Origin of the sequence: Arthrobacter sp. NPDC057013, from assembly GCF_042674585.1 — a bacterium.
Taxonomy (GTDB): Bacteria; Actinomycetota; Actinomycetes; order Actinomycetales; family Micrococcaceae; genus Arthrobacter.
This window is the reverse complement of the sequence record NZ_JBHUSE010000001.1, coordinates 713,485-727,872: the sequence shown is the minus strand read 5'-3', so window position 1 is coordinate 727,872 and position 14,388 is coordinate 713,485. Positions and strand designations below refer to the sequence as shown.

The following is a 14,388-nucleotide window of genomic DNA, read 5'->3' as shown; positions in this document are numbered from 1 at the left end:
AGCGGAGCAGCTGAAATTAGTGCTGCGGCCGGGAATACTGAATTATTGGGGGCATGAGCACTGTGCCGCATGCCGGAAACGCCGCAATCTTCAAAGCGCGCACCAACAAATGGTTTGCGGGATTCTCGTGGGTCGTGGCGGCTGCCGGGCTGGCCGGCCTCGTCGTGGCGGGCGGCGTGCCCGCCCTGGCCGGTGCCGGGCCGCTGTTGCTCATCGCCTACCTGGGCTGGCTGCTGTTTTGGCGTCCGTCGGTGGTGGTCCACGACGAAGGCGTCACCATCGAAAATCCGTTCCGCGCCGTCACGGTGCCGTGGGCGGCGCTGGTGCAGGTGGATACCCGCTACGCGCTGACCCTCGTCACGCCCGGCCGGAGCTACGGGGCCTGGGCGGCCCCCGCCCCCGGCATCTGGGGCGGACGCAACGCCCGTCCGGAGGACCTCCGCGGACTGCCGGACAGCACGTACGGGCCGGGCAACTCCGTCCGCCCGGGCGACCTGAAGAGCACGGACTCGGGGCAGGCAGCGCAGTTGGTGCGTGGACGCTGGCAGCAGCTGATCGAATCCGGGCTCCTCGATGCCGGGGCAGCCGAGACCACTCCGGTCAGTGTGAGGTTCCGCTGGCCCGAGGTAGCAGGCACCCTGGTCCTCCTCGGACTCAGCTACTGGAGCGTGGCCGCGCTGTAGGCCGGCAGCATGCTGCCTGGGCCGGCGGCGTCGCAGCAACACGTCAGGCTCCCCTGTCCCCGCCGGCGGTCCGTCCGTCGTCGGCCCTGCTGTCCAAAGCAGTCACCGGCGTCGCTTCCGGAACAGTTGCCCCGGTGTCCCTGGCCTTCTTGGCGTTGAACTTCTTCTGCCGCGGGTCGAAGGCGTCACGCAGGCCGTCACCAATGAAGTTGATGCTGAGGCAGATGAGGACGATGAACAGGCCGGGGAACCAGAACAGCCAGGGGCGGGTGGCGAAGGCTTCCTGGTTCTGCGAGATGAGCAGGCCCAGCGAGGTGTCCGGTGACTTAACGCCCACCCCCAGGTAGCTGAGGGCTGTTTCGGTAAGGATCGCCGCCGACATGGTCAGGGTGACGTTGACGATCAGCACGCCCACCGCGTTGGGCAGGATGTGCTTGAAGATGATCCGGGCGTTGCTGGCCCCGGAAATCCGCGCCGCGTCGACGAACTCGCGCTCCCGCAGGGTCAGGAACTCGCCGCGCATCAGCCTGGCCAGGCCCACCCAGCTGATCAGCCCCAGGAAGATGCCGAGCGCAAGGACACCGTTGCTGCTGGCGAAGGCCGCAAACCAGCTGCCTTCATCCCGGCGTCCTGCCAGCTGTGCCATGACCGCGGCGAGCAGCAGCGCCGGGACAATGATGATGACGTCGGTGAGCCTCATCAGGATGGCTTCCATCCAGCCCCGGAAGTAGCCGGACAGGGCCCCGACGACCACACCGATCAGGCCTGCGATGAGGCCGATGACCACCATGATGGTGATGGACTGCTGGGCACCGCGCATGGTCATGGCGAACAGGTCGCGTCCGATCCGGTCCTGCCCGAAGGGATGCTCCCCCCAGGCAAGGGGCCACAGCGACGCGGTGGGGGTGCCGTCGTTGACCAGCGGCGAGACGGCTTCGTGGGTGTATTTCCACCAGCCGGGGATTCCGGCGTAGCCCACGGACGTGAAGGCCATGACGAAAATGATGGCGAAGACGGCCAGGCCGACGATGGCGCCGGAGTGGCCAAGGAAGCGCTTGCGGACAATCTGGCCCTGGCTAAGGCCCTTGGCTTCGGAGACAGGTTCGATGCCGGCGGCTTCCTGCCGCAGCGCGGCCTCCTCGGCCATGATTTCATCCTGCTGGCTGGGCTGGCTCATGCTTTCACCCTTACTCGTGGATCCAGTGCGGAGTAGGCGAGGTCCGCGATGAGGTTGAACGCCATGGCCGTGATGGCGACGCAGACGAACACGCCCATGACGGGGTTCGGGTCAACGTGCTGGATGCCGTCAAGGAACAGGAACCCCATGCCCCGGACGGAGAAGACCGTCTCGGTGATGACCGCGCCGCCGATCAGGCCGCCGATGTCGAACGCGACGATGGTGGCCACGGGAATGAGGGCGTTCCGGAACGCGTGGCGCATGACCACGGTCCGCTCGGACAGGCCTTTGGCCCTAGCCGTCCGGATGTAGTCCATATTCATGATCTCCAGCATGGACGCCCGGGTGAACCGCGTGTAGCCGGCGAGCGAGATGAGGATGAGCGCGGTGGTGGGAAGGATGAGGTGCGTGAAGGAATCGAGTCCGAGGATCCAGAAGTCGCCCTCGATGTTCGGGGTGCCTGCACCGATCGTGGCGATCGGCCGCCCCCGGACCCGGCTGTTGTTGAAGTATGCGGGCCAGGCCTGCATGAAGCGGTCCAGCATGATGAGGAAGCCCACCAGGAACGACGTGATGGCAGCAGCGCGCATGGACTGCCCGCGGTCGTAGCCGCCCATCAGGTAGCCGATGGCCATGCCGACCAGGACTGCGGCAACCGCCAGCAGCACGATCATCAGGAAAGTTGCCTGGTTCAGCAACGGCTGGACCAGGAAGTAGAGGACCACTCCCAAGCCCGCGGCAATCAGGGCGGACTGCAGTGCCTTGCGATTCCGCAGGCCCGCTGTCAGTAGGGTCACGGCAAACGCGATGCCCACGCCGGCGATGGCGATCACCACGGGGCCCAGGCCTGGGGTCTTGAACCACTGGGTGACGGAGAAGTAGATGAGGACTGCAGCGACGACGGCAAAGACGACGCCGCCTGTCAGTACCCTGCGCCGGGCGTCACCACCGGCCACGATCACGGCCACGGCGCCGAGGACGGCGCCGACGCCGAGCGAGACCGGCAGGGGTATCTCCGGGTTCCGGAGGAAGTTGTTGAAGCCGATGGCGCCGAATTCCTTGAGCAGGACGGCGACCCAGAAGATCGGCAGGGAGAAGAACAGGAAGGCCATGAAGGTAACGCCGTAGTCCAGAGTGCTGTACTGGCGCAGCGCGGTAATGATGCCGAGCGTGATGCCCACGAGGATGGCCAGGACGGCGGCACCGGTGACCAGCGTCAGCGTCTGAATGAGTGCGTGGCCGAGGGCGTCCGTGATGGGCTGGCCGGCGATGTTTTTACCCAGATTGCAGGAGCCGGTAAAGGGCACCAGGCACTGGGCTGCGCCGCCGAGCCATTTGAAGTACCGCACCGGAGCAGGTGTGCCGAGATCCAGCAGCGCGGATCTCGAGTCCATGAGCTGCTGCTTGTTCGGCGCGCTGCTGGCGCGGAACTCTGCGAGCGGATCGCCTGACGCTGCGGTCAGCAGATACACCAGGAACGATGCGCCCAAAAGAATGAGTGCGGCGGTGACGAGCCGCCGGACTATGTAGGTCACCATTGTGATTGAACCTCAGGATTCGGGCCCGGGGATTGCCCGGGCCGGTCGCAGGTTTGGCCGCGCCTTGCTGCTTGTGCTGCCAACACAGGCACTGCCGGGGGATGGCGCTGCAAGGCGCCGGGACCGTGGTGCGTGGTCCCGGCGCCTCAACTAGCTTGTTGCACTTCGTGGCATGGGCTTACTTCTCGGCCCACTCCCAGAAGTTCCACCAGACGCCCGTCTGGTTCGGCATGAACTTCACGCCGGTGATGCGGTCGCTGTAGGCGTCCACCCCAACGGACTGGAAGAGCGGGAGGCCGTATGCCGAGTCCCAGATCTTCTTGTCGATCTGCTTGATCAGCTCATCCTGCTTGCTGCGGTCGGTGGTCACAATGAGTTCGTCCATGAGCTTGTCGGCTTCAGGATCACTGAACTTGTTGAAGTTCGAACCGTTGCCGGAGCGGAAGATCTGCGGCACGCCGGAGACGCCGACACCCGGGTTGATCCAGCCGAAGATGGTGGCGTCGTAGCCGCCCTTGCCGAGGGCCTTGCCCCAGTCCGAGGCGCCCAGTCCGCCGTCGACGATCTTGAAGCCGGCCTTGGTTGCGGACTCGCGGATGAGCGAGAACGCGTCAACGCGGTTCGGGTTGTCCTTGTTGTACATGATGCGGACCTCGGGGGTCGCACCGTTCAGCAGCTTCTTGGCACCGTCAACGTCCGCATCCTGGTAGTTGGAGGAGCCGTTGCCCTGCACGGAGGCCTCGTAGGCCGGCTGCGCGGGGACGAACAGCTGCGAGTCCAGGGGCTTCGCCTGCGGATCGAGCTTCTTGATGATCTTGTCCACGATGTCCTTGCGCGGAACCGTCTTCAGGAACGCCTCACGGACGTTCTTGTCAGCGAACGGTCCGGTGTAGTTCAGGTCGATGTGGTCGTAGGAGAGCTGGTTGCCCTGGTCCACCGTGACGCCCTGGCTCTCGAGTGCTTTGAGCTGGTCGAGGGTGTCAGCGGAGGCCTGCGGAGCGATGATGTCGGCTTCGCCGTTCTTCAGGGCCTGCACCTGTGCCGGAGAGGATCCGATGTAGCGGACAGTGATCTCGTCCAGCTTGGCTTCCGGGCCCCAGTTGTAGTCCTTGTTGCGGACCATCGTGAGGGACTGGTCCTGGTTGATGCTCTGGACAACGAACGGGCCGTTGGACAGGAACAGGCTCGGGTCACTCGGCAGGGTCTTGGAGTCGAAGCCGGTGTTCCACATGTCCGACATGGCCTTGAGCTTGGCGTCGGCGGCCTTGGGCGCCTTGGAATCACCGCGGGGCAGGCTCTTGAGGTGGTCGATGAAGGCCTGGGTATCGGCCAGGCCGGCCTTCTTGGCCAGCACGTGGGCCGGGATATCGATGCCCGGTCCGCCCAGCGCGATCTCCCAGTCAGCAAAGGGCTTGGAGTATTTGATGGTCATGGAGCGGTTGTTGTCGCCGATTTCCGGGAAGTCGGTGAGCCCGAGGCCCGTGGAGTCGCCGGCATAGGAGAAGTAGGATGTTCCCGTCTTGCCCTCGGCGTCGGCGTCGTTGTAGTACCCGGAGAATGCTGCCCACTGCAGGAGCAGGTCGGCGGCCGTGACGGGTGTGCCGTCCGACCATTTAACGCCTTCGTTGATGGTGTACTTGACGGTCAGCGGATCGTCAGACGTCTTTTCCATCTTGCCGAACTTGTCGTTGTGGACGACGTTCAGCTGGTTGTCGATGTAGTAGAACCCGGAGTGTGTGGCGTAGCTGACTTTCGAGTTGATGTCAGTGTTGCCGTCGGCCGTGTTGGGGTTGAAGGTGTTGAACGCGTTGACCTCAACGACAGTGGCTGTTCCCCCCTGTTTGCCGGCCGCATTACTGGACGGGGTTGTCCCGCCATTGGTGCTCGCGCAGGCGCTGAGCGCCAGTGCAGCCGCGGCTGCAACGCCTACTGCTTTGGAAATACGACTGAATCGCATTCCGCCTCCTATGTTTCTGTGAGTGTGGAAAAGACCTTCGCTGTGGGCGCCGGCCAGACCCGCTACATCCCCCCAGTGAGATGTGGCGAGTCTCACATGACAAGTAGCCTAGACCCGAACGTGCCGGGCGCGGTCCGAAAGTTGTCCCTCAGTAAAGGTTGTTATCGAGATGCAACCAAGCTGTTGCCGCACGAAAAGTCCGCACCCTTTTTCCTTGACGCCCCGCGGCACGGAGGGTAGAGGCGTCAATCACAGAAAAAGCCCCGATCCTGGGGATCGGGGCTTTTCGCCGTTAATACTCAATCACTGAGTAGCCCGGCGGAAACTCACACGTTGAAGCGGAACTCCACCACATCGCCGTCGGCCATGACGTATTCCTTGCCTTCGATTCGGACCTTCCCACGCGATTTCGCCTCGGCCATGGAACCGGCATCGATGAGGTCCTCGAAGGAGACAACCTCGGCCTTGATGAAGCCGCGCTGGAAGTCCGTGTGGATGACCCCGGCCGCCTGCGGCGCGGTGTCACCCTGATGGATGGTCCACGCGCGCGCCTCCTTGGGCCCGGCGGTGAGGTAAGTCTGCAGCCCGAGCGTGTGGAATCCGACGCGGGCCAGCTGGTCCAGTCCGGATTCGTCCTGCCCGTTCATTTCGAGCATTTCGCGTGCCTCGGCCTCGTCCAGCTCTACCAGGTCGGACTCGAGCTTGGCGTCAAGGAAGATGCAGTCGGCAGGCGCAACCATGGCGCGCAGCTCGGCCTGCTTCTCCTCGCTGCCGAGGATTGCTTCGTCCGCATTGAAGACGTAGATGAAGGGCTTGGCTGTCAGGAGGCTGAGCTCCTTAAGGTGCTCCATCTCCAGCTTGTCGCTCTTGATGGAGGAGTAGATGGTGTCGCCGCGTTCCAGCACCGATTGGGCGGCCTTGATGGCAGCGAGCTCTGCGGCCTCCCGCTTCTTGATCTTGACCTCTTTTTCGATCCGGGGAATGGCCTTCTCGATGGTCTGCAGGTCGGCGAGGATCAGCTCCGTGTTGATGGTCTCCATGTCCGAGCGGGGATCGACCTTGCCGTCGACGTGGATGACGTCGGGGTCGTCGAACACGCGCACCACCTCGGCGATGGCTTCCGCTTCGCGGATGTTCGCGAGGAACTGGTTGCCCAGGCCTTCACCTTCGGACGCGCCCTTGACGATGCCGGCGATATCGACGAAGGAGACAGCCGCGGGCAGCACGCGCTGCGAGCCGAAGATCCCGGCGAGCTGCTGGAGCCGGGGGTCGGGCAGGTTCACGACGCCGACATTGGGTTCGATGGTGGCGAACGGATAGTTCGCCGCCAGGACCTGGTTGCGGGTCAGTGCGTTGAAAAGTGTTGATTTGCCGACGTTGGGCAGTCCGACGATGCCAATAGTAAGAGCCACGGACATTGATTCTACCTGTTCGGCCCGCGCTGCCCGTGCCGCGGGTGTTGCCTGCCCAATAAATGTCACAGCCCCGTGCCACAGTGAAGGCATGGAACCTTTTGCAGTCATTCTGGCCCTTTTAATGCTGTTGCTGGGCGCCGTGTCCGGCGCAGCCGCGGTGTACGTGGTGTTGCGCCGCCGGACCGCCGCCCTGGAGGCGGATTTCGACGGCGTTTCAGCGCGGCTTTCAGAGGTCAGCGCCCAGTTTGCCGCCGCGGATGCCGAGCGGAAACTCCTGTCCGCCCAGAACCGGGACCTGGGCATGTCCCGCGATCAGGACTCCAGTGTCCTGCGTGCCCTGGCGCCGGTGGCTGAGAAACTGACCGCGGTCCAGCAGCAGGTGTCCCTCCTGGAACGGGACCGGCTTGAACAGTACGGTCAGCTGGCCCAGCAGCTGCAGGAAGCCCGCCTTACGGATGAACAGCTGATGCGGTCCACGCATGCGCTGGAGTCGGCGCTCCGGTCAAACAGCGCGCGCGGCCAGTGGGGCGAAGTGCAGCTCCGCCGTGTTGTGGAGGCCGCAGGCATGATGCGGCACGTCGACTTCCATGAGCAGCAACACGGCACATCAGGTGCCGAGGCCGCCGTCCGCCCGGACCTTGTGGTCCAGCTGCCCGGCGACAAGCAGCTCGTCGTCGACGCCAAGGTCCCCCTGTCCGCCTACCTTGAGGCGCAGGAGCTGGGACAGTCAGCCAGTGACAAGCCCGGGCTCAGCCAGGCCGCGCGGCAAAACCTCCTGGCCGCGCACGCCAAGGCCCTGAAGAGCCACGTGGACGCGCTCAGCACCAAGAAGTACTGGGACATTTCAGGAAACTCGCCGGAACTGGTGATCTGCTTTGTCCCGGCCGAGTCCATCCTCGCCGCTGCGCTCTCCGCCGACCCCGCTCTCCTGGATCACGCGCTGTCCAAGAATGTGGTGCTGGCCTCGCCCGGCACGCTGCTCGCGGTACTCAAGTCCGTGGCATTTACGTGGCGCCAGGACGTTCTCACGGACAGTGCGCGCGAGCTCTTCGAACTTGCCCGGCAGCTGTACGAGCGGATGGGCACGCTCGGGGACAACGTGGGCAAGCTGGGGTCCGCGCTGAAAAGCTCGGTGGACCGCTACAACGCGATGGTCGGCACGCTGGAGGCACGCGTGCTTCCCACCGCGCGGAAACTCAATGCCCTGGACACCAGCGGGCTTGCGACTCCCCCGGCCGTACAGGTCACTCCGCGGTCGCTCGCGGCCCCGGAACTGGAAACGAACGGGCTGCTGGCACCTGTGGATGAAGAGGACGCCGCCTAGAGAAAGCCGCCGGACGGACGCCGCTCGCCTGGTCTGCTAGCGCGAGCGGCGTCCGCCGAGGGCGCGGGACACGTCCCCGGCTTCCTTGAGCGTGGCGCGGAGCTCCTTGGGCAGGGAGAAGAGCAGGTCCTCCTCCGCCGTCACAATCTCTTCGACGGCATCGTATCCGTAGTCGGACAGGAGGCGGAGCACGTCCTTGACCAGGACCTCCGGAACGGACGCGCCCGAAGTCACGCCCACGGTGGCAACACCCTCGAACCAGGACTCGTCCACCTCGTTGGCGAAGTCAACACGGTACGACGCCTTGGCTCCGTACTCGAGTGCCACCTCCACGAGGCGCACGGAGTTGGAGGAGTTTGCCGAGCCCACCACGATCACCAGATCTGCCTGGGGCGCGATCTTCTTGATGGCTACCTGGCGGTTGGTCGTGGCGTAGCAGATGTCGTCGCTGGGCGGATCCTGCAGCGTGGGGAACCGTTCCTTGAGCAGACGGACGGTTTCCATGGTCTCGTCCACGCTGAGCGTGGTCTGGGAAAGCCAGATGACCTTTTCGGGGTCCCGGACCGTCACCTTGTCCACTTCGTGGGGTCCGTTGATGATCTGGATGTGCTCGGGGGCCTCACCGGACGTTCCCTCAACCTCTTCGTGGCCGTCGTGGCCGATCAGGAGGATGTCGAAATCGTCCTTGGCGAACCGGACGGCCTCCTTGTGGACCTTGGTCACGAGGGGGCAGGTCGCATCGATGGTGCGCAGTCCGCGGTCCTCCGCGGACTGGACCACGGCCGGGGACACGCCGTGGGCCGAGAAAATGACCAGGGCGCCTTCGGGCACTTCATCCGTTTCGTCCACGAAGATGGCGCCCTGCTCCTCAAGGGAGCTGACGACGTGCACGTTGTGGACAATCTGCTTCCGGACATAGACCGGAGGTCCGTAGTGCTGCAGGGCCTTTTCGACGGCGATGACCGCGCGGTCCACGCCTGCACAGTATCCGCGGGGGGCTGCCAGCAGGACCCTCTTGGGGCCCGGGACCGGTGCCGCCGCGAGCACTTCCTCCGGCGAACGCCGCCGGCGCGGGACGGTTGGCATCGAAAGGGAAACTGCAGAGGAAGTCATTGCTCCATGCTACCGGCTGGACGGCAGGCCATAAGCTGGCGCATCGCCTGCGTGCGGCTCAACGCCTGCGGGCAGGACCGCCGACCACCCTGAGCAGCAGGCCTGCCGCGACCAGGGCCGCACCGGTGATCGCCGCCGCCAGCGTCCAGGACGCAAACCCGGCGGCGGAAGCCGTCACGAACTCCCGTTTGAACAGGTCTGCCATTTCGTTTCCGCTGGCGGCGCCCAGGACGGCGTCGGCGGCCCAACGGGATGCCAGCGTCCACAGTCCGGAAAGCGCGAGTGCGCCCACTCCGATGCCAGCCAGTACTATCCACCGCCGGCGGACGGCCACGAGCGCCAGCAGGAATGCAACACCGGCACCGACGGCCAGGCTGTACCCCAGCGGAGCGTAGGCGGAAACCCGTTCGATCAGCTGGCGCTGGCCCTTCTGGCCGATGTTCACCAATGTCTGGCCCGGAGCCTCAAGCTGAACACCCGCCTGGCTGGAAATCTGCTTGGCGGCGAGGCCGACGAGCGGGGCCACATCCAGGGTCAGCGAGGTGCTCGAGTCCGCTTCGGGCGGCAGGGACGACGGATCGGCAAAATTAAGGCGGTGGCTCTTGCGCAACGTCTGTTCCCAGGCAGCCGGGTAATCAGGCAGGCCGGTGAGGGAGGTTGCTGTCTTTTCCAGCACCGGCCGGACCAGCGCGGCCACCTGCGCCGGGATGGTCCCGCCGGTGTCAATGCTGTTGACGGCGGCGGTCGCCAGGCGCTGTTGGAAATCCGGGTTCTTGCCCAGAGGCGCCGCAAGGGCAACGAAGCCGTCCTCCTGCACGATGTTGCGGTCCACCCAGATGGCCGGAACGGCGGCGGCGGAGAGGAGAAGACCAAGGATGACGGCCAAGGCCGCAAGAAATGAGCGCAAGGGATTCCTAGCTGGTCGGGTTTCTCGGCTTGTCGGGTGCCTGGCTGGTCAGGTGCCTGGCTGGTCGGGAAGACACTGCCATCCTAGGCGCGCTGTCCTGCGATCAAAAATGCCCGGCGATCGAAAATGCCGGAGCATCGGCAATGCCAGCTACCAACAATGCCGCGTCATCATGAATGTCGGAGCCCGGTGATACAGCTATGGATAGAGTTGATTAACCCACCGGCACGCACCATCCACAGGCAAAGGACCGCGACCATGCAACTGGCATTCGCCGCCACCGGGGCTGCACATGGCTGAAAACGCCACCGTCCCCGTACCCGGCACGGCCCCCGCAGCCAGCCCCAGCACGGTGCCGGCCACCGCCGCCGAGACCAGCCCGGACAACCCCTGGCCGCTGCAGTTGCTGTCGCAGAAGCTCAAGGCCCACATCGAGCGGGCACCGGCCGCCTGGGTTGAAGGTCAGGTCATCGAACTGAACAGGCGCGGCGGCAGCGCGTTCCTCACGCTGCGGGATGTAGACGCCGAGATCTCCCTGCCGGCCTCCATCTGGTCCAAGCTGCTGGACCGGCAGGAGACGCCGCTTGAGCGCGGGAGCCGGGTGGTGGCCCTGCTCAAGGCTGAGTTCTGGCTGAAGACGGGACGCCTCAACATGTCTGTGAAGGACATCCGCCCGGTCGGATTGGGCGACCTCCTCGCACGGATTGAACGGCTGCGCCATGCCCTCGCCGGGGAAGGCCTGTTTGCCGAGTCGCGGAAAAAGCGCCTGCCGCTGCTCCCCCACCGGATCGGGCTCATCACCGGCCGCGATTCCGATGCCAAGAAGGACGTGCTGCGCAACGCGGCTCTGCGGTGGCCGGCCGTCGAGTTCGAGATCCGTGAGGTCGCGGTGCAGGGCAACACCGCTGTGTCGCAGATGGTCAAGGCGCTTCGCGAACTCGATGCCCGTCCCGAGGTCGATGTCATCGTCATTGCCCGTGGGGGCGGCGCGCTGGAGGATCTGTTGCCGTTCAGCAGCGAGGAACTCATCCGCGCCGTGGCCGCCGCGGTGACCCCGGTGGTCAGCGCGATCGGGCACGAGGCGGACCGGCCCATCCTGGACGATGTCGCCGACCTCCGGGCCTCCACGCCCACGGATGCGGCAAAGCGGATCGTCCCGGAAGTCTCGGAGGAACTTGCCCGGGTCCGGCAGGCTGAAGCCCAGCTGCGCCGCTCCGTGACAATGCTGGTGGCCCGCGAAACGGACCGCCTCGCGGCAATCAGGTCCCGTCCGGTCCTCGCGGCTCCGGAGAGCATGATCACGGCGCGCGCGGACGATGTGGAACGGCTGGCCCGCCGGTCCACGGCGGCCATCAGCGCCGCCGTCACGAGGGCTTCGGACCAGCTGGTCCACCTTCAGGCGCAGGTCCGCGCCCTGTCTCCGCAGCAGACCCTGGACCGCGGTTACGCCGTGGTGCAGCTTTCCGGGTCCAGCGGAGCAGTGGTCCGCCAGCCGTCCCAGGCTCCCGCCGGTACCCCGCTCTCGGTCCGGGTGGCCGGCGGGCGGTTCGGCGCGGCATCCACGGGCGCACCATAGCGCGCCTCCAAAAGTACGCCGGCACCGCCGCGCCGGCGCCGGCAGCCAACGACACCACCACCGACACGACAGGCCAGGAAACATGACAGACACAAGCACCGGCGCAGAACCAGGCAACACAGAGCCGAACACAGCACAGCCCGGTCCCGCGCTTCCTCCGGACATCGATGCCCTCAGCTATGAGGAAGCACGGGAACAGCTGGTGGCCGTGGTCTCCAAGCTCGAGGCCGGCGGAACCAGCCTCGAGGATTCGCTGGCCCTGTGGGAGCGCGGCGAGGCATTGGCGCGGCGCTGCGAGGAATGGCTGGAGGGCGCCCGGAAGAGGCTTGCGGCTGCCCGCAAGGACAGCTGAGCGCCTTTGGACAGCCCAGCGCCGGCGGACAGCTGACGCCTGGCGCGGACTCAGCCGGAGACTAAACCCGCATCAGGACCGGTCGACGAGGCGCCGCTCGGCTTCGACGTCGAACTCGGCCTTGGGCCACTCCAGTTCGAGCTCGCCGAGCCCCTCCAGTAACAGCTGCTGCACCGCGATGCGCGCGTACCACTTCTTGCTGGCCGGCACGACGTACCAGGGCGCCTGGTCGGTGTTGGTTTCGTCGAAGGCAGCCTGGTAGGCGGCCATGTAGTCGTCCCAGAACGCACGCTGTTTCAGGTCCTCGGTGTTGTACTTCCAGTGCTTGGCGGGATTGTCCAGCCGGGCCAGCAGCCGCTTCTTCTGCTCGTCATTGCTGATGTGCAGCATGACCTTGATCACTTTGGTCCCGACAGCCACCTGCCGGGCCTCGAACTCGTTGATCGCCCGGTAGCGGCGTTCAAGCTCTTTCGGATCTGCCCAGCGGTGAACCCGGTGGATCAGGACGTCCTCGTAGTGGGACCTGTCGAAGACGCCCAGCATGCCGGCGGCCGGGACTTCCCGTTCGATGCGCCAGAGAAAGTCGTAAGCCTTTTCCTCCGGCGTGGGGGCCTTGAAGGATTTGAAGTGCACGCCCTGCGGATCCATGGCGCCCAGCACGTGCTTCACGATGCCGCCCTTGCCGGCGGTGTCCATTCCCTGCAGGATCAGGAGGACGCGCTTGGAGCCGCCAAACTTGGACTCGGCAAACAGTTTCTCCTGAAGTTCCGCAAGCTTGTCGTCCAGCACATCGAGGAGCAGCTCGCCGTCGGCCTTGTTTCCCGGATAACCCACCGTGGCGTCGGGGTCAACGTCGGCCAGCTGGAATCCTTTCCCGACTTTCAACGTTTCGGAAGGGAGCTTCGTGAATTCCACAACGCTGGCCATCGGGTCCTCTTTCCACGGTTGTCTGTGGGTAAAGGCTAGTTCCCCTGGTACCTGCTGAGGAAGTCTCCCATCCGGCCAATTGCTTCCTCGATGTCCTTGACGTTGGGCAGGGTCACCATCCGGAAGTGGTCGGGCCGGACCCAGTTGAACGCCCGGCCGTGGGAAACCAGGATCTTCTGTTCCTTGAGCAGGTCCAGGACAAACTTTTCGTCGTCCCGGATGTTGTAGACCTCGGGGTCCAGCCTGGGGAACAGGTAGAGGGCTCCCCGCGCCTGCTGGGTGCTGACGCCGGGGATGGCGTTGAGCATGTCGTACGCCTTGTTGCGCTGCTCCAGCAGCCGCCCGCCGGGCAGGATGAGGTCGTTGATGCTCTGGTATCCGCCCAGGGCAGTCTGGATGGCGTGCTGGGCCGGGACGTTGGCGCAGAGCCGCATGTTGGCCAGCAGGTTGATGCCTTCGAGGTAGTCAGCGGCCTCCTTCTTGGGCCCGGAGATGGCCATCCATCCCGCCCGGTAGCCGCAGACGCGGTAGGCCTTGGACAGCCCGCTGAAGGTCAGGCACAGCACGTCGTCGCCGGTGAGCCCCGCCATGTTCACGTGGACGGCGTCCTCGTAAAGGATCTTCTCGTAGATCTCGTCGGCGAAGATTGCCAGCCCGTGCTTCTCGGCCAGGGCAACGATCTTGCGCAGCGTGCTTTCCGGGTACACGGCGCCGGTGGGGTTGTTCGGGTTGATGACCACGATTCCCTTGGTGCGGGGCGTGATCTTGGCCTCGAGGTCCTCCAGGTCGGGCTGCCAGCCGGAGTCCTCGTCACAGAGGTAGTGCACGGGACGTCCGCCGGCCAGCGCCACCGAGGCGGTCCACAGCGGGTAGTCCGGGGTGGGGATCAGGATCTCGTCGCCCTCTTCGAGCAGGGCCATCAGCGACATCGTGATGAGCTCGCTGACGCCGTTGCCCAGGTAGATGTCGTCCACGTGGATGCTCTGGATGCCGCGGGTCTGGTAGTACTGCGAGACCGCGGTGCGGGCCGAGAAGATGCCCCGGGAATCGCTGTAACCCTGGGCGTGGGGCAGGTGGCGGATCATGTCCACCAAAATGGCGTCCGGCGCTTCAAAACCGAAAGGTGCGGGGTTGCCGATGTTCAGTTTGAGGATCCGGTGACCCTCTGCCTCCATCTGCTGGGCGGCCTGAAGAATCGGTCCACGGATGTCGTAAAGGACATTATGAAGCTTGGTGGACTGCTTGAATTCTGCCATTCATCAAATATGCCACAAGCGGGATGTACTTCCGGGGAGACGTGCCTCACAGGGCGTCGACCGGGAGAGGACCAGCCGTCACCCGCTCAACGACGACGGCGGCTGCCGGTCCGCGCGGAACCGGCAGCCGCCGTCGTACTCACCTGGATGCCGTACTCAGCTA

Annotated in this window: 12 protein-coding genes; 4 read left to right on the top strand and 8 right to left on the bottom strand. The window is 65.1% G+C overall.

Features of this window, described 5'->3' with window-relative positions; genetic code table 11:
• Positions 1-53 precede the first annotated feature (53 nt).
• Positions 54-683, top strand: coding sequence for a PH domain-containing protein (locus ACFTSA_RS03410; protein ID WP_377949615.1), 630 nt, complete (start codon positions 54-56; stop codon positions 681-683).
• A 43-nt stretch (positions 684-726) separates the two neighbouring features.
• Here ACFTSA_RS03410 and ACFTSA_RS03405 read toward each other — a convergent pair whose 3' ends face one another.
• The 4 genes from ACFTSA_RS03405 to ychF all read right to left on the bottom strand — a co-directional run bounded on the left by ACFTSA_RS03405 (position 727) and on the right by ychF (position 6,767).
• On the bottom strand, positions 727-1,860 hold the full coding sequence (locus tag ACFTSA_RS03405; protein WP_377949614.1) for an ABC transporter permease: 1,134 nt from the start codon (positions 1,858-1,860) through the stop codon (positions 727-729).
• A complete protein-coding gene (locus tag ACFTSA_RS03400; RefSeq protein ID WP_377949613.1) occupies positions 1,857-3,398 on the bottom strand; it encodes an ABC transporter permease in 1,542 nt (513 codons plus the stop codon). Before ACFTSA_RS03400 ends, ACFTSA_RS03405 begins: the two co-directional genes overlap by 4 nt.
• 178 nt (positions 3,399-3,576) lie before the next feature.
• A complete protein-coding gene (locus ACFTSA_RS03395; protein WP_377949612.1) occupies positions 3,577-5,355 on the bottom strand; it encodes an ABC transporter family substrate-binding protein in 1,779 nt (592 codons plus the stop codon).
• A gap of 326 nt (positions 5,356-5,681) precedes the next feature.
• On the bottom strand, positions 5,682-6,767 hold the full coding sequence (gene ychF / locus ACFTSA_RS03390; protein WP_377949611.1) for a redox-regulated ATPase YchF: 1,086 nt from the start codon (positions 6,765-6,767) through the stop codon (positions 5,682-5,684).
• A gap of 91 nt (positions 6,768-6,858) precedes the next feature.
• On the opposite strand from ychF, the gene ACFTSA_RS03385 reads away from it, so the two are divergent.
• Complete coding sequence (locus ACFTSA_RS03385) at positions 6,859-8,094, top strand: DNA recombination protein RmuC (RefSeq protein ID WP_377949610.1); 1,236 nt, start codon at positions 6,859-6,861, stop codon at positions 8,092-8,094.
• Positions 8,095-8,130: 36 nt separating this feature from the next.
• Here ACFTSA_RS03385 and ACFTSA_RS03380 read toward each other — a convergent pair whose 3' ends face one another.
• Complete coding sequence (locus ACFTSA_RS03380; RefSeq protein WP_377949609.1) at positions 8,131-9,207, bottom strand: 4-hydroxy-3-methylbut-2-enyl diphosphate reductase; 1,077 nt, start codon at positions 9,205-9,207, stop codon at positions 8,131-8,133.
• 58 nt (positions 9,208-9,265) lie between these two features.
• Complete coding sequence (locus ACFTSA_RS03375; protein WP_377949608.1) at positions 9,266-10,114, bottom strand: hypothetical protein; 849 nt, start codon at positions 10,112-10,114, stop codon at positions 9,266-9,268.
• Positions 10,115-10,406: 292 nt separating this feature from the next.
• Here ACFTSA_RS03375 and xseA point away from each other — a divergent pair, with 292 nt between their 5' ends.
• Both xseA and ACFTSA_RS03365 read left to right on the top strand, forming a co-directional pair.
• Complete coding sequence (gene xseA, locus ACFTSA_RS03370) at positions 10,407-11,690, top strand: exodeoxyribonuclease VII large subunit (protein WP_377949607.1); 1,284 nt, start codon at positions 10,407-10,409, stop codon at positions 11,688-11,690.
• 82 nt (positions 11,691-11,772) lie between these two features.
• The gene (locus ACFTSA_RS03365) at positions 11,773-12,042 is read left to right on the top strand and encodes an exodeoxyribonuclease VII small subunit (protein WP_377949606.1); all 270 of its coding nucleotides are present in this window, start codon (positions 11,773-11,775) and stop codon (positions 12,040-12,042) included.
• A 72-nt stretch (positions 12,043-12,114) separates the two neighbouring features.
• Here the strand turns inward: ACFTSA_RS03365 and ACFTSA_RS03360 are convergent, their stop codons facing one another.
• Both ACFTSA_RS03360 and ACFTSA_RS03355 read right to left on the bottom strand, forming a co-directional pair.
• Entirely contained in the window at positions 12,115-12,969 is an 855-nt protein-coding gene (locus tag ACFTSA_RS03360) for a PPK2 family polyphosphate kinase (protein ID WP_377949604.1), read from the bottom strand.
• Between the two features lie 35 nt (positions 12,970-13,004).
• Positions 13,005-14,225: a pyridoxal phosphate-dependent aminotransferase gene (locus ACFTSA_RS03355; protein WP_377949603.1), complete on the bottom strand. Its 1,221-nt coding sequence runs from the start codon at positions 14,223-14,225 to the stop codon at positions 13,005-13,007.
• Between the last annotated feature and the right edge of the window lie 163 nt (positions 14,226-14,388).